20 protein-coding genes are annotated in these 23,232 nt (G+C 60.8%); 14 read left to right on the top strand and 6 right to left on the bottom strand.

The features are described 5' to 3' along the window. The first annotated feature begins 79 nt into the window (after positions 1 to 79). From arnB to AC1DVF_RS06415, 14 genes are all read left to right on the top strand, one after another. A complete protein-coding gene (arnB, locus tag AC1DVF_RS06350) occupies positions 80 to 1,228 on the top strand; it encodes a UDP-4-amino-4-deoxy-L-arabinose aminotransferase (protein ID WP_477782233.1) in 1,149 nt (382 codons plus the stop codon). Then, positions 1,225 to 2,250 (top strand): undecaprenyl-phosphate 4-deoxy-4-formamido-L-arabinose transferase, encoded by a 1,026-nt coding sequence (gene arnC, locus AC1DVF_RS06355; RefSeq protein WP_099759112.1) that lies wholly within the window; start codon positions 1,225 to 1,227, stop codon positions 2,248 to 2,250. The genes arnB and arnC overlap by 4 nt, the downstream gene beginning before the upstream one ends. Beyond that, positions 2,247 to 4,238: a bifunctional UDP-4-amino-4-deoxy-L-arabinose formyltransferase/UDP-glucuronic acid oxidase ArnA gene (gene arnA / locus AC1DVF_RS06360; RefSeq protein WP_099759111.1), complete on the top strand. Its 1,992-nt coding sequence runs from the start codon at positions 2,247 to 2,249 to the stop codon at positions 4,236 to 4,238. Before arnC ends, arnA begins: the two co-directional genes overlap by 4 nt. After that, positions 4,238 to 5,122, top strand: coding sequence for a 4-deoxy-4-formamido-L-arabinose-phosphoundecaprenol deformylase (gene arnD / locus AC1DVF_RS06365; protein WP_477782234.1), 885 nt, complete (start codon positions 4,238 to 4,240; stop codon positions 5,120 to 5,122). The genes arnA and arnD overlap by 1 nt, the downstream gene beginning before the upstream one ends. Then, positions 5,119 to 6,771 (top strand): lipid IV(A) 4-amino-4-deoxy-L-arabinosyltransferase, encoded by a 1,653-nt coding sequence (gene arnT / locus AC1DVF_RS06370; protein WP_257355100.1) that lies wholly within the window; start codon positions 5,119 to 5,121, stop codon positions 6,769 to 6,771. Before arnD ends, arnT begins: the two co-directional genes overlap by 4 nt. Then, positions 6,768 to 7,112, top strand: coding sequence for a 4-amino-4-deoxy-L-arabinose-phosphoundecaprenol flippase subunit ArnE (gene arnE, locus AC1DVF_RS06375; protein WP_460090855.1), 345 nt, complete (start codon positions 6,768 to 6,770; stop codon positions 7,110 to 7,112). The genes arnT and arnE overlap by 4 nt, the downstream gene beginning before the upstream one ends. Beyond that, a complete protein-coding gene (arnF, locus tag AC1DVF_RS06380; RefSeq protein WP_016986767.1) occupies positions 7,109 to 7,513 on the top strand; it encodes a 4-amino-4-deoxy-L-arabinose-phosphoundecaprenol flippase subunit ArnF in 405 nt (134 codons plus the stop codon). Before arnE ends, arnF begins: the two co-directional genes overlap by 4 nt. Next, positions 7,510 to 8,889, top strand: a complete 1,380-nt coding sequence (locus AC1DVF_RS06385) for a UDP-glucose dehydrogenase family protein (protein WP_034153972.1) — start codon at positions 7,510 to 7,512, stop codon at positions 8,887 to 8,889. Before arnF ends, AC1DVF_RS06385 begins: the two co-directional genes overlap by 4 nt. Next, positions 8,862 to 10,481, top strand: coding sequence for an ArnT family glycosyltransferase (locus AC1DVF_RS06390; RefSeq protein WP_477782235.1), 1,620 nt, complete (start codon positions 8,862 to 8,864; stop codon positions 10,479 to 10,481). The genes AC1DVF_RS06385 and AC1DVF_RS06390 overlap by 28 nt, the downstream gene beginning before the upstream one ends. Before the next feature lie 36 nt (positions 10,482 to 10,517). Continuing rightward, positions 10,518 to 11,036 carry a GNAT family N-acetyltransferase gene (locus AC1DVF_RS06395; RefSeq protein ID WP_093432709.1) on the top strand — a complete coding sequence of 173 codons (519 nt, stop codon included), beginning with the start codon at positions 10,518 to 10,520 and terminating at the stop codon, positions 11,034 to 11,036. Positions 11,037 to 11,233: 197 nt separating this feature from the next. Further along, a complete protein-coding gene (locus AC1DVF_RS06400) occupies positions 11,234 to 12,412 on the top strand; it encodes an MFS transporter (protein WP_093432712.1) in 1,179 nt (392 codons plus the stop codon). 157 nt (positions 12,413 to 12,569) lie between these two features. Then, positions 12,570 to 13,256, top strand: a complete 687-nt coding sequence (locus AC1DVF_RS06405; RefSeq protein ID WP_477782236.1) for an HPP family protein — start codon at positions 12,570 to 12,572, stop codon at positions 13,254 to 13,256. A gap of 180 nt (positions 13,257 to 13,436) precedes the next feature. Continuing rightward, positions 13,437 to 14,543, top strand: a complete 1,107-nt coding sequence (locus tag AC1DVF_RS06410) for an enoyl-CoA hydratase/isomerase family protein (protein WP_477782237.1) — start codon at positions 13,437 to 13,439, stop codon at positions 14,541 to 14,543. A 3-nt stretch (positions 14,544 to 14,546) separates the two neighbouring features. Next, complete coding sequence (locus AC1DVF_RS06415; RefSeq protein ID WP_093432721.1) at positions 14,547 to 15,698, top strand: acyl-CoA dehydrogenase family protein; 1,152 nt, start codon at positions 14,547 to 14,549, stop codon at positions 15,696 to 15,698. A 320-nt stretch (positions 15,699 to 16,018) separates the two neighbouring features. Here AC1DVF_RS06415 and AC1DVF_RS06420 read toward each other — a convergent pair whose 3' ends face one another. From AC1DVF_RS06420 to AC1DVF_RS06445, 6 genes are all read right to left on the bottom strand, one after another. Beyond that, positions 16,019 to 16,792 (bottom strand): enoyl-CoA hydratase, encoded by a 774-nt coding sequence (locus tag AC1DVF_RS06420; protein WP_093432724.1) that lies wholly within the window; start codon positions 16,790 to 16,792, stop codon positions 16,019 to 16,021. Positions 16,793 to 16,808: 16 nt separating this feature from the next. Further along, positions 16,809 to 17,936, bottom strand: coding sequence for an acyl-CoA dehydrogenase (locus tag AC1DVF_RS06425; RefSeq protein WP_477782238.1), 1,128 nt, complete (start codon positions 17,934 to 17,936; stop codon positions 16,809 to 16,811). A gap of 143 nt (positions 17,937 to 18,079) precedes the next feature. Further along, positions 18,080 to 19,273 carry an acetyl-CoA C-acyltransferase gene (locus tag AC1DVF_RS06430; protein ID WP_477782239.1) on the bottom strand — a complete coding sequence of 398 codons (1,194 nt, stop codon included), beginning with the start codon at positions 19,271 to 19,273 and terminating at the stop codon, positions 18,080 to 18,082. Between the two features lie 12 nt (positions 19,274 to 19,285). After that, entirely contained in the window at positions 19,286 to 20,047 is a 762-nt protein-coding gene (locus AC1DVF_RS06435) for an SDR family NAD(P)-dependent oxidoreductase (RefSeq protein WP_095126290.1), read from the bottom strand. A 16-nt stretch (positions 20,048 to 20,063) separates the two neighbouring features. Then, entirely contained in the window at positions 20,064 to 21,728 is a 1,665-nt protein-coding gene (locus AC1DVF_RS06440) for an AMP-binding protein (protein ID WP_460090840.1), read from the bottom strand. 266 nt (positions 21,729 to 21,994) lie between these two features. Then, positions 21,995 to 23,011: an AraC family transcriptional regulator gene (locus AC1DVF_RS06445; RefSeq protein WP_477782240.1), complete on the bottom strand. Its 1,017-nt coding sequence runs from the start codon at positions 23,009 to 23,011 to the stop codon at positions 21,995 to 21,997. Between the last annotated feature and the right edge of the window lie 221 nt (positions 23,012 to 23,232).

Here is a 23,232-nt window from a genome sequence, read left to right on the forward strand (position 1 = left end):
GGTGTTTTTTGCGTCTACGCTGAGATTGGATCCTACCCGGTGAATTGGTTTTCTTCTGATTGTTTGTGATGAGGTGTTCATGAGTCAGGCGTTTCTCCCCTTCTCTCGCCCGAGTATCGGCGATGAAGAAATTGCAGCCGTTGAACAAGTATTGCGTTCCGGCTGGATCACCACCGGACCGAAAAATCAGGCACTCGAAGAACAATTCGCGCAATACGTTGGCTGTCGTCACGCGGTGGCACTTTCGTCCGCCACCGGCGGCATGCACATTACCTTGCTGGCGCTGGGCATTGGCCCGGGTGACGAAGTCATCACCCCGTCGCAGACCTGGGTCTCGACCGCCAACATGATTTCCCTGCTCGGCGCCACGCCGGTGTTCGTCGACGTTGATCGCGACACCTTGATGACCGATGCCGCGCGCATCGAAGCTGCCATCACCCCACGCACCAAAGCAATCATTCCGGTGCATTACGCCGGCGCCGCATTTGATCTTGATCCGCTGTATGCGCTGGCCGACAAACACGGCATCGCGGTCATCGAAGACGCCGCCCACGCTGCCGGCACCCGTTACAAGGGGCGCCACGTCGGCTCGCAAGGCACGGCGATTTTCTCCTTCCACGCGATCAAGAACATGACCTGTGCCGAAGGCGCGATGTTCGTCACCGACAACGAAGCCCTGGCCAGCCGTGTGCGCATGCTCAAGTTCCATGGTCTGGGTGTCGACGCCTACGATCGCCTGACCGGTGGCCGCAAGCCGCAGGCGCAAGTGATGGAGCCGGGTTTCAAATACAACCTCGCCGACATCAATGCGGCGATTGCCCTGGTGCAACTGGAGCGTCTCGACGCGATCAACGCGCGCCGCACCGAACTGGCCGCCGCCTACCGGCGAAAACTCGAAGGCCTGTCGGTGCAACCACTGGCTTTGCCCGCCTACGCACAAACCCACGCCTGGCACCTGTTCATCCTGCGCATCGACAGCGAGCGCTGCGGCATGGACCGCGAAGCCTTCATGAAAGGCTTGCAGGACCAGGGCATCGGTACCGGTATCCATTTCATCGCCACTCACCTGCACACCTGGTATCGCCAGCGTGACCCCGATCTGTATCTGCCCAACACCGAATGGAACTCGGCGCGGCTGTGCTCGATTCCGTTGTTCCCCGACATGAGCGATCAAGACCTTGATCGCGTGGTCGGTGCCATCGCCACTCTTATGGACAAACGCCCGTGAAACCTTATCCGATCCGCTGTGTGTCGATCGTTATCCCGGTCTACAACGAACAGGACAGCCTGCCGGAACTGCTGCGCCGTACTGAAGCCGCCTGCCAGATGCTGCGTCACGACTTTGAAATCGTCCTCGTCGACGACGGCAGCCGTGACGAGTCCGCCAACCTTCTGGAAGAAGCCGCGACCCGTGAAGACAGCCCGTTCGTGGCGGTCATCCTCAACCGTAACTACGGCCAGCACGCAGCAATCATGGCCGGTTTCGAACAATGCAAAGGCGATGTCGTGATCACCCTCGACGCCGACCTGCAGAACCCGCCGGAAGAAATCCCGCGGCTGGTCGCCGAAGCGGAAAAGGGTTACGACGTGGTCGGCACCGTGCGCGGCAACCGCCAGGATTCGGCCCTGCGCCGCTATCCGTCGAAGCTGATCAACCTCGCCGTGCAACGCTCCACCGGCGTCGCCATGAGCGACTACGGCTGCATGCTGCGCGCTTACCGCCGGACGATCATCGACGCAATGCTCGCCTGCCGTGAACGCAGCACCTTCATCCCGATTCTGGCCAACAGCTTCGCCCGCCACACCACCGAAATCGTCGTGGCCCACGCCGAACGTGAGCACGGCGATTCGAAGTACAGCCCGATGCGCCTGATCAACCTGATGTTCGACCTGGTCACCTGCATGACCACCACGCCGTTGCGCCTGCTGAGCATCGTCGGTTTCACCATGGCCGGGCTTGGATTGCTGTTTGCTTTTGCGTTGATCGTCATGCGTCTGGCCTTCGGTTCCGGCTGGGCCGGTGACGGCATGTTCGTGCTGTTCGCCGTGCTCTTCGTGTTCACCGGTGGCCAGTTCATCGGCATGGGCCTGCTCGGCGAATACCTGGGACGCATGTACAGCGACGTGCGCGCCCGCCCGCGTTTCTTCATTGAAAAAGTCTTGCGCAGCCACGCCGCCGAGCCGGCGCCTGCAGTCACCGTTGATGGTCTCTCCACTACTACTTCTACTACCGGTCAGGTTCTCTCATGAGTGCAAAAACTGTTGTCTTCGCTTATCACGATATTGGTTGCGCCGGCATTCAAGCCTTGCTCGACAGCGGCTACGACATCGCGGCGGTGTTCACTCACGCCGATGACCCGAAAGAGAACGCGTTCTACGGATCGGTTGCGCAACTGTGCGCCAACAAAGGCATCCCGGTGCACGCGCCGGAAGACGTCAACCACCCGTTGTGGATCGAGCGGATTGCCAAGCTCGCCCCTGAGTACATTTTCTCGTTCTACTACCGCAACCTGCTGAGCGAGTCGTTGCTGGCCGTGGCCAAAAAAGGTGCGTTCAACCTGCACGGTTCGCTGCTGCCAAGCTACCGTGGCCGCGCCCCAGCCAACTGGGTACTGGTCAACGGCGAAACCGAAACCGGCGTCACTTTGCACCGCATGGTCAAGCGTGCCGATGCCGGCGCCATCGTTGCCCAGCAACGTGTCGCCATCGAACGCAGCGACACCGCATTGAGCCTGCACGGTAAATTGCGCGCTGCGGCCAGCGATCTGTTGCGTGACACCCTGCCCGCGATGCTGCAAGGCAAGATCAGCGAAACCCCGCAGGACGAATCGAAAGCCAGCGTATTCGGGCGTCGCACCGCTGCGGACGGCAAACTGGTCTGGGCGAAACCGGCCGAGCAACTGTTCAACCTGGTGCGGGCGGTGACCCAACCGTATCCGGGCGCGTTCTGCGCGGTCGGCGAACACAAACTCATCGTCTGGAGCGCCGAAGTCGTCAAAGGCAACGACGGTCAGGCGCCGGGCCGGGTGATCAGTGTCGATCCGCTGCGCATTGCCTGCGGCGAAGACTCGCTGGTGATCCTCTCCGGCCAGCGCAACGACAACGGCCTGTTCCTCAGTGGCCCGCAACTGGCCAACGAACTCGGCCTGGTCGACGGTTCGCTGTTGCGCGGTGCCGAATCCGGCCGTGCGCCACGTCGCACGCGCGTGCTGATCCTCGGCGTCAACGGTTTTATCGGCAATCACTTGTCCGAGCGCCTGCTGCGCGATGACCGCTATGAAGTCTATGGTCTGGATATCGGTTCCGACGCCATCGACCGTCTGCGCAGCCATCCGCACTTCCACTACGTCGAAGGCGACATCAGCATTCACTCCGAGTGGATCGAGTACCACATCAAGAAGTGCGACGTGGTCCTGCCGCTGGTGGCCATCGCCACGCCGATCGAATACACCCGCAACCCGCTGCGTGTGTTCGAACTCGACTTCGAAGAAAACCTGAAACTGGTGCGCTACTGCGTCAAGTACAACAAGCGCGTGATCTTCCCGTCGACCTCGGAAGTCTATGGCATGTGCCAGGACAAACACTTCGATGAAGACACTTCCAACCTGGTGGTCGGCCCGATCAACAAGCAGCGCTGGATTTACTCCGTGTCCAAGCAACTGCTGGACCGGGTGATCTGGGCCTACGGCGCCAAGGGCTTGAATTTCACCCTGTTCCGCCCGTTCAACTGGATGGGCCCGCGCCTTGACCGTCTGGATTCGGCCCGCATCGGCAGCTCCCGCGCCATCACCCAGTTGATCCTCAACCTGGTCGAAGGCACGCCGATTCGCCTGTTCGACGGTGGCGAGCAGAAGCGCTGCTTCACCGACATCGCCGATGGCGTTGAGGCGCTGGCACGGATCATCGATAACGACAACGACGTCTGCAACGGCCAGATCATCAACATCGGCAACCCGGACAACGAAGCCAGCATCCGTCAGTTAGGCGAAGAGCTACTGCGTCAGTTCGAAGCGCACCCGCTGCGTGACAACTTCCCGCCGTTCGCCGGTTTCCGCGACGTGGAAAGCAAGGCGTTCTACGGTGCCGGTTACCAGGACGTCGAGCACCGTAAACCCAGCATTGCCAACGCCAAGCGTCTGCTGGACTGGACGCCGACCGTGGAAATGCGCGAGACCATCGGCAATACGCTCGATTTCTTCTTGCGCGAGGCCATGCTCGAAATCGCGGACAAGAAGTAATGCAGGCAGGACTTCGTATCGACGTCGACACCTACCGCGGCACCCGTGAAGGTGTGCCGCGGCTGCTGGAAATGCTCGACGAGGCGCAGATCAAGGCAACGTTCTTCTTCAGTGTCGGCCCGGACAACATGGGCCGGCATCTGTGGCGCCTGATCCGCCCGCAGTTTCTCTGGAAAATGCTCCGCTCCAATGCTGCCGGCCTGTACGGCTGGGACATTCTGCTCGCCGGCACCGCGTGGCCGGGCAAGCCGATCGGCCGCGATCTCGGGCACCTGATGCGTCAGGCCCGCGACGCCGGTCACGAGGTGGGCCTGCATGCGTGGGATCACCACGGCTGGCAGGCCAATGCCGGGCGCTGGAGCAATGCGCAACTGATCGAGCAGATCCGTCAGGGCGTCGACACTTTGAGCGACATTCTCGGCGAGAAAGTCGAGTGCTCGGCCGCCGCCGGTTGGCGTGCGGACGAACGCGTGATCGAGGCCAAGCAAGCCTTCGGCTTTCGCTACAACAGCGATTGTCGTGGACAACACCTGTTTCGCCCTTTGCTGGCCGACGGTACGCCGGGCACCCCGCAGATTCCGGTGGACCTGCCGACCTTCGACGAAGTCGTCGGCCCGATCGTCGCGGCGCGGGATTTCAACGGTTTCATCCTTGATCACTTTCGCCCGCAACAACTCAACGTCTACACCATTCACGCCGAAGTAGAAGGGATTCTGATGGCTGAGGATTTTCGTCAATTGTTGGCCGATGCGCGCCAACGCAATATCGACTTCAAACCACTGGGCGACTTGCTGCCCGAGTTCTTCAACACCTTGCCCGTGGGTCGCGTGCATCGCGGCGCCCTCGACGGCCGTGAAGGCTGGCTGGGAGTGCAAGGCGCATGATTAAACGCTGGACGCTGCCACTGCTGTTGCTGGGTATTTGCTTGCTGGCCTATCTGCTGCCGCTAGGCACGCACGGTTTGTGGATTCCTGATGAGACCCGTTACGCACAGATCAGCCAGGACATGCTGCTCAGTGGCAACTGGGTGTCGCCGCACTTCATGAGCCTGCGTTATTTCGAGAAGCCGATTGCCGGTTACTGGATGATCGCGCTGGGTCAGGAGTTGTTCGGGCAGAACCTGTTCGGCGTGCGCTTTGCGTCGGCGCTCAGCACCGGGTTGAGCGTGCTGCTGTGCTATCTGGTCGCTCGGCGCTTGTGGAACGAGCCGCGCAAAAGCTTCGTCTGCGCCCTGCTTTACATGAGTTTCACTATCGTCGCCGGTCAGGCCGGTTACGCCAACCTCGATCCGCAATTCACCTTCTGGGTCAATCTGAGTCTGGTGGCGCTGTGGTTTGCCCTCGACAGTCAAACCGGCGGCAAGCGCATGGCAGCCTGGGCGGTAATGGGGCTGGCCTGTGGCATGGGTTTCATGACCAAAGGCTTTCTCGCCTGGCTGCTGCCGGTGCTGATCGCCCTGCCGTGGATGCTCTGGCAAAAACGCTGGCGTGAACTGCTGATGTTCGGCCCGGTGGCGATTGCCGTGGCGATCCTCGTCAGCCTGCCGTGGGTGCTCGCAGTGCATGCGCAGGAACCGGACTACTGGCGGTTCTTCTTCTGGCACGAGCACATCCGCCGCTTTGCCGGTGACGATGCGCAACACGATGCGCCCTGGTGGTTCTACCTGCCACTGCTGGTGGCGTTCAGTCTGCCGTGGGTGGGGCTGCTGCCGACCGCGTTCAAACAAGCCTGGCAAAGCCGTGCTCAGCCGAAAGTGGTCTTTGTGCTGCTCTGGCTGGCGATGCCGCTGGGGTTTTTCAGCCTGGCCAACGGCAAACTGCCGACCTACATCCTGCCGTGCCTGCTGCCGATAGCGTTGTTGCTGGGCAATGCGCTCGCCGACCGTTTGCGCCTGGAGCAAGGACGTGCGCTGAGCATCAATGGCCTGCTCAATCTGGCGCTGGGCATCGTGTTGCTGATCGCGCTGGTTTATCTGCAACTGACCAAACCGGTTTACGACCACGAACTGCACAGCATGGTGCTGGTGTTTATCGCACTGATCGGCTGGATCATCGCCAACCTGCTGCAAGCCTTTCTGCCGCTGCAATGCTGGGCAGCACCGGCACTCGGCAGCCTGTTGCTGATTGCGGTGTTGCCGGCGGCGCTGCCGAAATCGGTGGTCGCCAACAAGATGCCGGATCAGTTCATCAAGCATCACGTCACGGAACTGGCGCAGACCACCCACTTGCTGAGCAACGATCTGGGGGCTGCTTCGGCGCTGGCCTGGCGCCTGAAAACGCCGCAAGTGGCGTTGTACAACACGATAGGCGAACTGAAATATGGCCTTGCCTATCCTGACGGCATTCAACAGCGGGTTGACACCAAAGACGTGCAACAGTGGATGCGTGAGGCGCGCCGCAGCGGTTCGGTCGGCGTGGTGATGCGCGTCAAGGGGCAGGACGAACTGGACGAAATCGACAAGTTGCCCAAGGACGGCCTCCGTTACGAACAGGGCAACCTGGTGATCATGATCCTGCCCAAGGAGGCGTCATGAGCCTGTTGCTGCTGTTGGCCGCGTGCCTGCTGACCTGCCTCGGGCAGGTGGCGCAGAAGTACGCCGTGGAGAGCTGGCGCGGCGTCGAGTCGGGCTGGGCCGAAAAGCTGCGTACGCCGTGGTTGTGGTTGGCCCTGCTCGCCCTCGGCTCAGGTCTGTTGGTCTGGTTGCTGGTGTTGCAGCGTCTGGAAGTCGGCATCGCCTACCCGATGCTCAGCCTCAACTTCGTGCTGATCACCCTGATTGCGCGCTTCGTCTTCCGTGAACCCATCGACCGCCAGCATTGGCTTGGCGTGGCGTTGGTGATCGGCGGCGTGGTTTTGCTGGGGCAACAGTCATGAATCAACGTCGCGGCATCACCTTCGCGCTGGGCAGCGTGTTCCTCGTCAGCGCTGCGCAACTGGGCATGCGCTGGAGCATGACCCGCCTGCCCGTGCCGGAACAATGGCTGCACATCGACAGCCTCGATTGGCGGGCGCTGGCCGTGGTCATTGCGGCGGTTTTTGCCTACGCCCTGTCAATGCTTTGCTGGCTCGCCGCCCTGCGCGATCTGCCGCTGGGCCGGGCTTACTCGCTGCTGAGCATCAGCTATGCGCTGGTGTATCTGCTGGCGGCCAGTCTGCCGCTGTTCAACGAATCCTTCAGTTTCACTAAATCACTCGGCGTGGCGCTGGTCATGCTCGGGGTCATCACCATCAACACTCGTCCGGCTCGTGCGCCCGAATTCAGGAGTGCTCCATGAAAATCACAGTATTTGGCAGCGGTTACGTCGGTCTGGTGCAAGCGGCTGTGTTGGCCGAGGTCGGCCATGATGTCGTGTGCATGGACGTCGACCAGAAGAAGGTCGACCTGTTGCGCCAGGGTCATGTCAGCATTTTTGAGCCTGGGCTGGCCAGCCTGGTGCGCGAAGGTCTCGACTCGAAACGCCTGCAATTCACCACTGATGAGCAACTTGCCGTGCAGCACGGTCGAGTCGCGTTTATCGCCGTGGGTACGCCGTCGCGTGAGGATGGCTCGGCAGACCTGCGCTACGTGCTATCGGTCGGCGATGCGATTGCCCGCCATCGTGAGCAGCCGCTGATTCTGGTGGAAAAATCCACGGTACCGGTGGGCACCGGCGACACCTTGCGCAAGCACATCGAAAAAGCCTTGATCAAAACCGGCCGCCTGCTGCAGTTCGATATCGTCTCCAACCCGGAATTCCTCAAGGAAGGCTCGGCCGTTGCTGACTGCCGCCGTCCGGACCGTATTGTCATCGGCTGCGAAGGCGATGAAGTGCGCGATGTGATGCGCGATCTGTACTCGCCTTTCAACCGCAACCATGACCGCATCATGTTCATGGACCTGCGCAGCGCCGAGCTGACCAAGTACGCCGCCAACTGCATGCTGGCGACCAAGATCAGTTTCATCAACCAGATCGCCGAACTCGCCGAACACCTGGGCGCCGACATCGAATCGGTGCGCCAGGGCATCGGTGCCGACACGCGCATCGGTTACCACTTCATCTATCCGGGCTGCGGTTATGGCGGCTCGTGCTTCCCCAAAGACATGCGCGCGTTGATCCACAGCGCCGAAGAAGCGCACTGCTCCAGCGATTTGCTGCAAGCGGTCGAGGCGATCAACCAGCGGCAGAAACACAAGTTGTTCGAGCGCATCAACGCGTTCTACAAAGGTGACCTGCGCGGCAAGACTTTCGCCCTGTGGGGCCTGGCGTTCAAACCCAACACCGATGACATGCGCGATGCGCCAAGCCGTGTCCTGCTCGAAGAGCTGTGGGCCGCCGGTGCCAGCGTGCGCGCCTTCGACCCGGAAGCCATGCAGGAAACCCAGAACCTTTATCCGGACGAGTCGAAGCTGATGCTAATGGGCACGCCAGAATCGGTACTGCCCGGCGCCGACGCATTGATCATCTGCACCGAATGGCAGCAGTTCAAGGCGCCGGATTTCGATCTGATCAAACAGCGCCTCAACAGTCCGGTGATCTTCGACGGCCGTAACCTCTACGACGCCGAGCGTCTGGCACGTAACGGTTTCCATTACTTCCCGATGGGCCGTGGCGAATCGCGTAAGTTGCCGATCCCGCTGCAACAATGGCCACACGCGTCCGACGTCGCTTGATCAGCTTATCGCCTGAGATTCGCCGGCAGTCCCTGATCGCAGGGCTGCTGGCGTTTTTAGTGTTCATGGCCGGGGTCTACGGGCAGGCCCCGATCGGTTTCGATTCGCGGTTCGTGTTGTTCGCGCAAGAAATGCTGCGCCATGGGCCGACGGTGTTTCCGACCACCTATGGTCAACCGTATGCGGATTATTCAGCGGTTTCGACGCTGTTCATCTGGCTGCTGTCGCTGCCGTTCGGCACTGTGAACGCGTTTACGGCGTGGGCGCCAAGTGCCGTCGCCGGTGCGCTGATCGTGACGCTGATGTATCGACTGCTGGCGCCGTACTCGCGGTGTTGGGCGTTGATCAGTATTGCGTTGCTGATGCTCACCAGCGGTTTCGTCACTGAAGTGCGCGCGGTGTCGCAGGACTTGATGCTCGCGGCGGTGGCCTTCGCGGTGTTCTATCTGGGTTATGCCCATGAGCATTTTGCCGGCAGGCGTCACTGGCCGTTGATCTTCGCGTTGCTGCTGCTCGGCTTCGGCATTCGCGGGCCGATTGGTCTGGTGGTGCCGACCGGCATGCTGTGCAGCTATTACCTGCTCAACCGTGAGTGGTCGCGACTGCTGGTGTTCGGCGTACTGGCTTCGCTGCTGCTCGCGGCCTGCGTCGGCCTGCTGTTGTGGCTGGCGAAACTCAGCGGTGGCCCGGTCTTCTTGCAGGACGTGATCCGCATGCAGTTCATGGGGCGCATGGACGGCAGCGAAGGCGTCAGCGGTTCGCTGTATTACTTCACCAGTTCGTTCGGCAACTACGCGCTGGCCTATCCGCTGGCATTGCTGGTACTGGTGGCGGCCTGGCTGAGCAAACCGCAGCAACGTGGCCCGGCGCTGCGTCTGGTGCAGTACTGCGCGGCGGCGGGACTGATTGTGATGGTCGGCCTGTCGATTCCCCAGGCGAAAAAGGCCCGGTATCTGCTGCCGATGCTGCCGATGGCGGCGATCATTGCGGCGTATCCGTTTCAGGTTGCGCATGGGCGAGTGTTCCGCTATTTGCGCGGCTTGATCATGGGCTTGTGGCTGGTCACGCCGGGCTTGCTGCTGGTGGTTTTGCTGGTCGCTCAACGGCGCTTTCCCGAGCAATTGAGTGAAGTGTCCTGGGTGTTGATCGCGCTGGGCCTGCTGCAACTCTTGGCGTTGTCGCGATTGTTGCTCCCACGTTGGCGTGTCGAAGTGCTGGCGTTAAGTGCCGTGTTGGCGTTGTGGACGGTGTACGCGGCGGTCTTCGAGCCGGTGGAGCGGCGTTTGTACGACACCCAGGCATTCAGTCACGCGGTGTTCGCCCAGGTTCAACAAAACCCGGCGCCGCTGGTGCTGCACGGTATGGGCAAGGACGCGAAAGCGATCAAGTTCATGGTCAATATCGAGCAGGATCTGCAACCGCAGTTCAGCGACTCGATCCAGCAACTGGAGGCGCTCAAAGGCCCGGCGTGGCTGATGATGGATCGCAGTGATCTGCCATCTCTCAAGGGCACGCCGCTGGAAAGCGCGCAGCCGGTGTTGAGCGGGCGTTTCGATAAAAACGACTATGTATTGCTGTGGCTGAAACCGTAACCTGTCGAGCTTTTGACCGACAGGATGCGCCTCAACATGACCTTCGACGTACGCCGCGCCAGCCCTGCTGACGCGGTTGCCCTCCCCGGGATAGAGCGTTCGGCCGCGCAATTGTTTCGTCTTGAACCGCCGTTGGCGTGGCTGGCTAATGCCGAGGTGCCCGATGCTGGCCAACATCTGCAGGCCATCGAACAGGCGTACGTGTGGGTTGCTGAAAATAGCGATGGGCAACTGACTGGATTTGTTCGTGCTGTAGACATTGATCAGCACATGCACATTGAGGAGCTATCCGTCAGTCAGGCTTTTCAAGGACAAGGCATGGGGCGCGCACTGGTTGCGGCAGTCATTGAACAAGCGCGCGTGATGCAGTTGAACTCAGTGACGCTGACCACCTTCCGCGATCTGCCGTGGAATGCACCCTTTTATCAACGGATGGGATTTGTCGAATTGACGCATGCACACACCGACCGCCATTTGCGCGATGCGCTGCAAGCCGAAGTTCTATTCGGCTTTCCCGCAGAGCGCCGCTGCGCGATGCGCCTGCCCCTGATTTGAAAGCAATGAAGGTCCTTGTGGGAGCGAGCCTGCTCGCGAAGGCGGAGTGTCAGTCAACATTGATGTATCTGACCCGACGCATTCGCGAGCAGGCTCGCTCCCACAGGGATGGTGTTATGGCAGCTTGACCTGTGGTGACTGGCCGGTAAGGATGGCGTACGCCCGCCAGGCATTTGAAATAAGGACATTGACCCTTCGTGGCTACCTACTCGCGCCTCATCCGCCGGTTGATGATCAGTTCGCTGACCGTCGTCATCAGCCGCGCGCTGATCAGCCCGCTACTGACGCTGTTCCTCAGCAACAAGCTCGACCTCAACCCGCAAGACGTCGGCCTGCTGCTGGGGATCGCGGTGTTCAGCGCCACGTTGTTGTCGCTCTACGGTGGCTACATCATTGATCGGCTGGACAAGCGCCAGTTGCTGATCCTGACCATGCTTTCCAGCGGTATCGGTCTGATCCTGCTGACCTTCGCGCAGAATCTGTACCTGGTCACCCTGGTGCTGATCATCAGCGAAACCGCGTCGGCGCTGTTCCTGATCTGCTCCAAAGCCATCCTCAGTGAAAACCTGCCAGTGGGCCAGCGAGTCAAGGCGTTTTCCCTGAACTACACGCTGACCAACATCGGTTACGCCGTCGGCCCGATGATCGGCGTGGTGATTGCCGGCGTTCAGCCGTCAGCGCCGTTTATCGTCGCGGGCGCGATTGCCATCGGCAGCATCTTTCTCCTGCTCGGTGCCACGCGTGAAGTGAACCCGGTCTCGGCAATCGCTGCGCCCCCCAGCTTTCTGAAAACCCTGATCATCCTGAAGAACGACCGCACGATGATCCTGTTTACCTTGGGCTGCCTGCTCAGCACGCTGGTGCACGGGCGTTTCACCCTGTACTTGTCGCAATACCTGCTGGTCACCCACACCCAGCAACAGACGCTGGATACCATGGCCGCCCTCCTTGCCTGCAACGCGATCACAGTGATTGTGTTGCAGTACCAGATCGGCCGATTACTCACCCGCGAGCATCTGCGCCACTGGATTGCCGGCGGCACCGCGTTGTTCATCGTCGGGCTGATCGGCTTCAGTCTGGCTGACAGCCTGGTCGGCTGGTGCGTGGCGATGTTCATCTTCACCTTGGGCGAGATGATCATTTACCCGGCCGACTTTCTGTTTGTCGACACCCTCGCCCCGGAAGAATTGCGCGGTAGCTATTACGGCGCGCAGAACCTGGCCGCGCTTGGTGGTGCGTTCAGTCCGGTCATGTGCGGGTTTCTGCTGATGCACACACCGGCACCGAGCATGTTCTATGCCTTGAGCGCACTGGCGGCTGTGGGCGGCTATTTGTGTTTCGTCAGTGGCCGTCGCGCCGCTTCAATTCAAAATTAATGCACTAAATCTGCATTAATATGAATTTGTCAGCATCGAGTTTGCCCGGCACACTGTGCGCGTTCCTCCCCCAATGTTGGAACACTTCGAGGGCTTTCCGGATATGCCGGACAAGTCCTTTTTTTTGCCTCGAATTTGCTGCAAGGATCGGATTCACATGCTCGCTCGCTGGTTGCCCGCCGCCATCAACACCCGTCCCACCGAATGGAGCCGCGCCGCCATCGGCATGGCGTTGGGCACGTTGTTCAGTGTGTGGTTGTGCGCGCAGGTGTTCGGCCATGAGGTCGCCTATCACCTGATCGGCCCGCTGGGCGCATCGGCGGTGTTGCTGTTTGCCGTGTCCTCCGGCGCTCTCGCCCAGCCGTGGTCGATTCTCGGCGGCTATTTATGTGCCGGCGTGGTCGCGTTGCTGGTGGCGCATGTGCTTGGCCGAACCCTTGGCAGCGCCTGTCTGGCGGCGGGTGTGGCGCTGATCCTGATGTGCTGGCTGCGTTGCCTGCATCCGCCCGCTGGCGCGTTGGCCCTGACGCTGGTGCTGGCCGATCCGGCGACCATCGCCATGGACTGGAAAGCCATGGAACCGGTGATGCTCGGCGCGGCGTGCATGCTGCTCAGCGCGCTTGCCTACAACAACCTGACACGGATCCGTTACCCGAAACGCCCGGCAGAACCGGCTCCGGTGCATGGGCCGGTCGACAGTCAGGCGATCACCGCCGAAGACCTGAAACTTGCCTTGGCCGAGATGGAAGCGTTTATCGACGTCACCCCCGAAGACCTCGAACAACTGATCCACGCCAGCGAACTGCACGCCAAACGGCGCAGCATTACCGAAACATTCCGCTGACCCCGGGTAGGCGCTGCCGCAGGCTGCTCCTACACAGGAACGCGGCGATTCGGGTGATGTAAAAACGCAAACTCCCCCTGCGAATATCCCGGTTGTACAGGGCAAATTTGCACTGTTACGATCGGCTAACGCTCGCGCGCGAGCTTCTCGAATAAAGACAATAAAAGCAGGGAGTTACTGATGACAGCTCAGGCTTCATCCCCGCGGACCCCGTCCATGGATGCCACGCAAAACGAAGTGCTGGCCGAGGTTCGCAATCATATCGGTCACCTGACCCTCAACCGCCCCGCCGGTCTCAATGCCATTACCCTCGACATGGTGCGCTTGCTGCAACAGCAGCTCGACGCCTGGGCGACTGACGCCGATGTTCACGCCGTGGTCCTGCGCGGTGCCGGTGAAAAAGCCTTCTGTGCCGGTGGCGACATTCGGTCCCTGTACGACAGTTTCAAAAGCGGCGATACGCTGCACGAAGATTTCTTCGTCGAGGAATACGCCCTCGACCTGACGATTCATCACTACCGCAAACCGGTATTGGCGCTGATGGACGGTTTCGTCCTCGGCGGCGGCATGGGCCTGGTGCAAGGCGCCGATCTGCGTGTGGTCACCGAGAAGAGCCGTCTGGCCATGCCAGAAGTGGCAATCGGTTATTTCCCCGATGTCGGTGGCAGTTATTTCCTGCCGCGCATTCCCGGTGAGCTGGGCATCTATCTGGGGGTCAGCGGCGTGCAGATCCGTGCCGCCGACGCGCTGTATTGCGGCTTGGCCGACTGGTATCTGGACAGCAGCAAACTGGCGCTGCTCGACGAAAGACTCGATCAGATGGAATGGCAGGACACGCCGCTCAAGGCCCTGCAAAACCTGCTGGCCAAACACGCCGTGCAAACCTTGCCCGATGCGCCACTTGAGGCTTTGCGCCCGGCCATCGACCATTTCTTCGCCCTGCCGGACGTACCGAGCATGGTCGAGCAGTTACGCGCAGTGACGGTTGCCAACAGCCACGAATGGGCGACCACAACGGCAAACCTGCTGGAAACCCGCTCGCCGTTGGCCATGGCGGTGACCCTGGAGATGCTGCGTCGCGGCCGCCACTTGAGCCTGGAACAGTGCTTCGCGCTGGAACTGCATCTGGATCGCCAGTGGTTCTCCCGCGGCGACCTGATCGAAGGCGTCCGCGCCCTGCTGATCGATAAAGACAAGACACCTCGCTGGAACCCGCCGACCCTCGCTGCGCTGGACGCAGAGCATGTCGCGAGTTTCTTCCACGGGTTTGCTGAGAGCGGGAGCTGAGCCATGCACGATCTCGAACTGACTGAAGAACAAGTGATGATCCGCGACATGGCCCGTGACTTTGCCCGTGGCGAAATCGCGCCCCATGCGCAGGCGTGGGAAAAGGCTGGCTGGATCGATGACGCGCTCGTCGCGAAGATGGGTGAGCTCGGTTTGCTCGGCATGGTGGTGCCCGAGGAATGGGGCGGTACCTACGTCGATTACGTCGCCTATGCCTTGGCCGTGGAAGAGATCTCTGCCGGTGACGGCGCAACCGGCGCCTTCATGAGTATCCATAACTCGGTGGGCTGCGGTCCGGTGCTCAATTACGGCAGCGAAGCACAGAAGCAAACGTGGCTGGCGGATCTGGCCAGCGGGCAAACCATCGGCTGCTTCTGCCTGACCGAACCGCAGGCCGGTTCCGAGGCGCACAACCTGCGTACCCGCGCCGAACTACGCGACGGCCAGTGGGTGATCAACGGCGCCAAGCAATTTGTCAGTAACGGCAAACGGGCGAAACTGGCAATCGTCTTTGCCGTGACCGATCCGGATCTGGGCAAGAAAGGTATTTCGGCGTTTCTGGTGCCGACCGATACAGCGGGGTTTATCGTCGATCGCACCGAGCACAAAATGGGCATTCGCGCCTCCGACACCTGCGCAGTGACGTTGAACAACTGCAGCATTCCCGAGGCCAATCTGCTCGGTGAACGCGGTAAAGGTCTGGCGATCGCCCTGTCCAACCTTGAAGGAGGACGCATCGGCATCGCTGCGCAAGCATTGGGCATCGCCCGTGCCGCGTTTGAAGCGGCGCTGGTGTATTCGCGCGATCGCATCCAGTTCGGCAAACCGATCAACGAGCACCAGAGCATCGCCAATCTGTTGGCCGACATGCACATGCAAATCAACGCGGCACGCCTGATGATCCTGCATGCGGCGCGACTGCGCACGGCGGGCAAACCGTGTTTGTCGCAGGCGTCACAGGCCAAACTGTTTGCGTCGGAAATGGCCGAGAAGGTCTGTTCGTCAGCGATTCAGATTCATGGCGGGTATGGGTATCTGGAGGATTATCCGGTCGAGAAGTATTACCGCGATGCGCGGATTACCCAGATCTATGAAGGGTCGAGCGAGATTCAACGGATGGTGATTGCGCGGGAGCTGAAGAACTATCAGTTGTAACGGTGTTGGCCCCTTTCCCTCACCCCAGCCCTCCCGAAACGTCGGACCGCCCAGAGGGAGAGGGAGCCGACCGAGGTGTCTGGCGCTATGCATCGACCTGAAAGACCGAGTCGATTATGGATTCAATAAAGCACTTCCAGGTCGGCGTAAATCTGAAATATCCCCCAATCAGTCCCCTCTCCCTCCGGGAGAGGGTTAGGGTGAGGGGCGCGAGCAGGCTCGCTCCCACAGAGATCTCCAGCGAACACAGATTTTGTGAACGCCGATAACCTCATGTGGGAGCGAGCCTGCTCGCGAAGGCGTCAGCTCAGGCACCGCGTTTATTTGCCCTTGAACTCAGCCTCACGCTTGGCAATAAACGCCGCCATCCCTTCCTTCTGATCCTGCGTCGCGAACGCCGCATGGAACACCCGGCGCTCAAAGCGCACGCCCTCAGTCAGATTGACCTCAAAGGCTCGGTTGACGCTTTCCTTGACCATCATCGCAATCGGCAACGACTTGCTGGCAATCACCGCCGCAACCTTCAACGCTTCATCCAACAACTCATCGCTCGGCACAATCCGCGCAACGATGCCGCAACGCTCGGCCTCCACCGCATCGATCATGCGTCCGCTCAGGCACATTTCCATGGCTTTCGCCTTGCCGACGGCGCGGGTCAGACGCTGGGTGCCGCCCATGCCCGGCAGCACACCGAGGTTGATTTCCGGCTGACCGAATCTGGCGTTGTCACCGGCCAGAATGAAGTCGCACATCAACGCCAGTTCACAACCACCGCCAAGGGCAAAGCCGTTGACGGCGGCAATGATCGGCTTACGCCGGTTGGCCACGCGATCGCTGTCGCTGAACAGATCGTCCATGTAAATCTGCGGGTAAGTCAGCTCGGCCATTTCCTTGATGTCGGCACCGGCGGCAAAGGCCTTTTTCGAACCGGTGAGAACGATGCAGCCAATGTTCGCATCCGCTTCCAGTGCGTCCAGGGCCTGGTTCACTTCGCTGACCAGTTGCGCGTTCAGCGCATTCAGCGCCTGCGGACGGTTGAGGGTGATGAGGCCAACGCGGCCATGGGTTTCCAGCAGAATGGTTTCGTACGTCATGAATCAAAATTCCTTCTTAAAGATTGCGCGAAATGACCATGCGCTGAATATCGCTGGTGCCTTCGTAGATCTGGCAGACACGCACGTCGCGGTAGATGCGCTCCAGCGGGAAGTCGTTGAGGTAACCGTAACCGCCAAGTGTTTGCAACGCCATTGAGCAGACCTTTTCGGCCATCTCCGAGGCGAATAGTTTGGCCATCGACGCCTCGACCAGTGCCGGTTGCCCACTGTCACGCAGGGCCGCCGCGTAATGCACCATCTGCCGGGCGACGGCGATCTGCGTGGCCATGTCGGCGAGGCGGAAAGCTACGGCCTGATGTTCGATGATCGGCTTGCCGAAGGTGTCGCGTTCACGGGCGTAATCACGCGCCGCTTCAAACGCCGCGCGGGCCATGCCCACCGCTTGCGAAGCGATGCCGACGCGACCGCCTTCAAGGTTGGCCAGAGCAATCTTGTAGCCCTCGCCCTCTTCACCCAGGCGGTTGGCCACCGGCACTTTCACATCTTCAAAGAGGATCTGGCAGGTATCGGAGGCGTGTTGGCCGAGCTTGTCTTCGACGCGAGCGACTTTATAGCCCGGTGAATCGGTCGGCACGATAAACGCGCTGATACCGCGTTTGCCGGCACTCTGATCGGTCACCGCAAACATAATCACGATCCCGGCGTTTTGCCCGGAGGTGATGAACTGCTTGCAACCGTTCAGCACGTAGTGATCGCCTTCCAGGCGTGCACGGGTTTTCAGGCTGCTGGCGTCGGAACCGGCCTGTGGTTCGGTCAATGCAAAAGCGCCCAGCATGGCGCCGCTGGCCAACGGTTTGAGGAAGCGTTCACGCTGATCGTCATTGCCGAACTTGAGGATCGGCACGCATCCGACCGAGTTGTGCACGCTCATGATCGTCGAACAGGCGCCGTCGCCGGCGGCGATTTCTTCCAGAGCCATGGCGTACGCCAGGTAACCGGTGTCGCAACCGCCCCACTGCTCCGGCACGAGCATGCCGAAGAAGCCCAGTTCAGCCATCTGGCCGATGGCTTCCTTGGGGAAACGGTGCTCGCGATCCCACTCGGCGGCGAACGGCTTCAAGCGTTCCTCGGCAAATTGCCGGGCCATATCACGGATCTGGGTTTGGTCTTCGTTGGGAATCATGGTGAATCCTTAAATCCTGGTTACCACACAGAACCCCTGTGGGAGCGAGCTTGCTCGCGAATGCGGTGTGTCATTCAACTCCAATGCTGGCTGACAGGACGCCTTCGCGAGCAAGCTCGCTCCCACATGGGCTATTTTAGCGATCAATACAGGCATTCCACAGCCATGGCCGTGGCTTCGCCGCCGCCGATGCAGATCGCCGCAATACCGCGCTTCTGCTTTCTCTGGCGCAGGGCCGACAGTAGCGTCACCAGAATCCGCGCACCCGAAGCACCGATCGGATGACCCAGCGCACAGGCGCCACCATGCACATTCAACTTGTCATGGGGGATTTCCAGGTGCGTCATCGCCGCCATGCCAACCACGGCAAACGCTTCGTTGACCTCGAACAGATCGACATCACCCAGCGACCAACCGGTTTTCTTGATCAGCTTCTTGATCGCGCCAATCGGCGCCACCGGGAACAGCCCCGGGGTATCGGCGAACGCAGCGTGGCCATGGATCACCGCCAGCGGTTTCAGCCCGAGTTTCTGTGCCTGCGACTGACGCATCAGCACCAGAGCCGCCGCGCCGTCAGAGATCGAACTGGAGTTCGCCGCCGTCACCGTGCCGCCTTCGCGGAACGCCGGTTTCAGGGAGGCAATCTTGTCCAGTTTGGCTTTCGGTGGCTGCTCGTCGTGGCTGATCAGCACCTGCTCTTTGCCGACGGTCACGGTCAGCGGAACGATTTCATCCTTGAAGCTGCCATCCTTGATCGCCTGCTGCGCGCGGGTGGTCGAGGCGATGGCAAACGCGTCCTGCGCTTCACGGCTGAAGTGGTTGGTCTCGGCGCAGTCTTCGGCGAAGGTGCCCATCAAGCGGCCCTTGTCGTAGGCGTCTTCGAGGCCGTCGAGGAACATCGAGTCGAGCACGCGGCCGTGGCCCATGCGATAACCGGCGCGAGCACGATCCAGCAGATACGGCGAGTTGGACATGCTTTCCATGCCACCGGCGATCACCACATCGGCGCTGCCAGCTATAAGCATGTCATGGGCGAGAATGGTGGTTTCCATGCCCGAACCGCACATCTTGTTGACCGTGGTGCAGCGGGTCGATTTATCCAGCCCGGCGCCCAATGCAGCCTGACGCGCAGGCGCCTGGCCGAGGCCCGCAGGCAGCACGCAACCGAATAGCACTTCATCGACCGCGTCGCTGGCAACACCGGCACGTTCAACCGCAGCCTTGATCGCAGCAGCACCGAGTTGCGGCGCGGTGAGGCTTTTCAGTTCGCCCTGAAAGCCGCCCATTGGCGTGCGCACGGCGCTGACGATGACAATCGGATCGTTGGAAATAGTCATGACAAATCCTCCTTACTTGGCGGCCATGCGCAAGGCACCGTCGAGACGGATCACCTCGCCGTTGAGCATGCTGTTTTCGATGATGTGCCGAACCAGCGCGGCGTACTCGGCAGGCTTGCCCAGACGCGGCGGGAACGGTACGCCGGCGGCCAGCGAATCGCGGACTTCCGGGGTCATGCCGGCCATCATCGGCGTTTCGAAAATGCCCGGGGCGATGGTCATCACGCGGATGCCAAAGCGTGCCAGCTCACGGGCGGCCGGCAGGGTCAGGCTGGCGATCGCGCCTTTCGAAGCGGAATACGCCGCTTGGCCGATCTGGCCGTCGAACGCTGCGACCGAGGCGGTGTTGATGATCACGCCGCGTTCGCCGTCGGCATTGGCCTCGGCTTCGGCGATGGCCGCAGCGGCCAGGCGCAACATATTGAAGCTGCCGATCAGGTTGACGTTGATCACTTGGGCGAAACTGCTCAGTGCATGCGGGCCGTTCTTGCCGAGGATCTTCTCGCCACGGACGATACCGGCGCAGTTGACCAGACCGTTGAGGCTGCCAAAGGCTTTAACGGTGGCCTGCACGGCAGCTTCAGCGGCGGCTTCGTTGCTGATATCGGCAACGACGCTTTGCGCGCCCAAACGCTGCGCCTGTGCGGCGACAGCTTCGGCATTCATGTCCACCAGCATCACTTTGGCGCCGGCACTGACCAGCAATTCAGCGGTGGCGGCACCCAGGCCGGACGCGCCGCCGGTGACGATAAAAACCTTGTTTTCGATCTGCATGACTGTACTTCCTGATTCAAGCTGAAACGTTATGCGCCGCGGCCTCTTGAGCCTTGGCGATTTCCTGGTTGCGCAAGATAAAGCGCTGCAATTTGCCACTTGGGGTCTTGGGCAATTCGCTGACAAATTCGATTTCACGCGGGTATGAGTGTGCGGCCAGACGTTTGCGTACGTGTTGGCGCAATTCTTCGGCCAGCTCCGGCGCGGCGCGGTATTGCGCACTCAGCACGACGAAGGCTTTGACCAGTTCGGTGCGCTCCGGGTCCGGCTTGCCGACGACGGCCGCTTCGACCACCGCCGGGTGCTCAATCAGCGCACTTTCGACATCGAACGGGCCTACGCGGTAGCCCGATGTGGTGATTACGTCATCGCTGCGGCCGACAAAACTGATGCTGCCGTCCGGGTTCCATTCCACGGTGTCACCGCTCAGGTAGTAATCGCCGACGAAAGCCTTGGTCGGCGCGCCTTCGTAACCGCCGAACCAGCACATCGGCGATTGCGGACGGTCGATGGCGAGAATGCCCGGCTGGCCGACACCAAGTTCGTTGTACTGATCGTCGAGCACCACGATGCGATGACCCGGTGAGGCGAAACCGGCGGCACCAACGTGCACCGCGTGATCAAGGCCGTGGTGATTGCACAGGACCATGCCCAGTTCGGTCTGGCCGTAATGGTCGTGGATGACCACGCCGAGGTTGTCGGCGAACCAGCGGATGACTTCCGGGTTCAGCGGCTCACCGGCGCTGCTGACGATGCGCAACTTGCCCTTGATCGACTTGGCGAATTCATCGCCACCGGCGATCAGCAAGCGATAAGCGGTGGGCGAACCGGTGAGGTTGGTGATGCCGTACTTGTTGATCACCCGGCAAGTGCTTTCGAGGGTGAACGGCCCATCGTAGAAAGTGATCGGATGGCCCATCGACAATGGCCCGGTGACGCCGAAATAGATGCCGTAGGCCCAACCCGGATCGGCGACGTTCCAGAAGGCGTCTTCGGGACGCAGGTCTACCGCATCGCGGGTGTAACTCTGGAACGCGACGATGGCTTTGAGCGGTACCGACAGCGCTTTCGAAGGGCCGGTGGTGCCGGAGGTGAACATCAGCAGGAACGGGTCTTCGCCGGTCAACAGGACCGGTTCGCAGACATTGGAATAATTGGCCAACTCGGCCCAGAAGCTGAAGTCGCCACGGACGATGCCCTGGCCTTTGGCGCCGCCAACGGTCACGAGGGTCGGGCAGTCAGCGACTTCGGCGAGTTTCGGCCGGTTGACCGCATCGGTGACCACGACTTTGGCGCCGGAGCTGTTCAGGCGATGTTCGAGGGCTTTGGGGCCGAACGCGGTGAACAGCGGTTGATACACCGCGCCGATGCGCCAGGTGGCGAGCACGGTGATGAGCAATTCGATGTTGCGCGGCAGCAGGCCGGCGACCTTGTCGCCCTTCTGCACGCCCTGAGCGAGGAGGAAGTTGGCGAAACGCGCGGCTTTGTCCTGCAGGTCGCTGAAGGTGTACGTCGCACTGGCGCCGTCGCGGCCTTCCCAGAACAGCGCAATGCGCCCGGGCAAGGCATGACGGTCGCAACATTCGACGCAGGCGTTGAGCGCCGCAAGCGTACCGCTGAGCGCGGCATCCACGGTGTGCTGATAGTTGAACTGTTCAGTGGCAGACAAGTAATCGCGCATTGCCAGAATCCCTCTGTTTTTTATTAGGCTGGGAAGCGTAAACAACAGGGGGATAGTCGCGCTGTAGGGCGGCGGCGGCAATGGTCAAAGCCATCAATGTGGCTGACTGGTTTGGCCAAGACCGCTACCACACTGATCGTTCCCACGCTCTGCGTGGGAATGCGGCCTCGGACGCTCTGCGTCCGCTCCAGAGCTGGAACGCGGAGCGTCCCTTGAGGCATTCCCACGCGGAGCGTGGGAACGATCAAGCGGCGGAATGTGTTGGGTCAGACAACCTCATTCAGGATCAGCTGGCGATAGTGGCCCGGATTCGACCCCGACCACTTGCGAAACGCCTTGTAGAACGAACTCGCATCGGCAAATCCCAAGCGGCTGGCAATCTCGACAAAACTGATCGAAGGCTCCGCCAGCCAGATAATCGCCAGCTCTTTGCGCACACTGTCCTTGAGCCCTTGGTAGGTCTGCCCTTCTTCCGCCAAGCGCCGGCGCAACGTCGAAGCCGACATGCACAACTGTTGGGCCAAGGTCTCGGTTTCCGGCCACTGCTCGGCCGGCAACTCCCGCAGATCGTGCTTGATCCGACTGGCGAGGCTCTCCGGGTCGCGGTACTTGACCAGAATGTTGGCCGGGGCGTGGGCGAGAAAGCGTTTCAGTTCTTCGGCGGTGCGCTTGATCGGTAGATCGAGGCAATCGGCAGAGAAGATCATCCGCGTGCGTGGACGCTCGAAACGCAGGTTTTCCGAGAACATCACTCGATAGTCATCGGTGAACGCCGGCGCCGCACAGCGCAGTTCGATCGCCAGAATCGGAATCCGCCGCCCCGCCAGCCAACAGGCCACACCGTGGACGATCATCCAGTAGGTGAAATAGGTGAAGGCGCGACGCGGTTCGTGGTCATCCTCCAGCAGGACGATCTCCGCCAGACTTTGCTGATGCACCAATTGCGCTGGCATGCGCTCCAGCATCAGCGACAGAAAGCTCAGCCCCGTGTTCAAACCCGCTGCCAGCGTCGGTTGCGCCATCGCGCTGCGACAGAGGAATTCGAGGCTGCCAGACTTGAGCTTGCGCGGGTCCATGCCAAAGAACTCGTCATCCCCGCGTCGGGCCAACAAGCGCCAGAGTCTGGCGTACTGCGAGGCCGGCACCCGGCCGTGTTCGGATTGCAGCAGCAGCGGAGCAATCCCGACCTTGTTCAACACCTCTTCGGTGGCTGCGCCCGGGGCACAACTTTGCAGCAGCGCTTCACGCACCAGTTGCACGGCGATGGTGTCTTTTTCCGACATGGAGCGCGGCAAACCTTGTTGTTTTTGAGTGGTGGGCATCTTACCGCAGGACACGAATTCAACACGAATCCCCTGTAGGAGTGAGCCCGCTCGCGATAGCGTCGTGTCAGTCAACATTGATTTTTCTGAGCCACCGCGTTCGCGAGCAGGCTCGCTCCCACAGGGTTTTGTGCCGGGGCAAAAAACAGGTTGTTCAGCTTGTGTTCAGGTTTATGCCAATC

Source organism: Pseudomonas sp. P4_D7, from assembly GCF_056401755.1.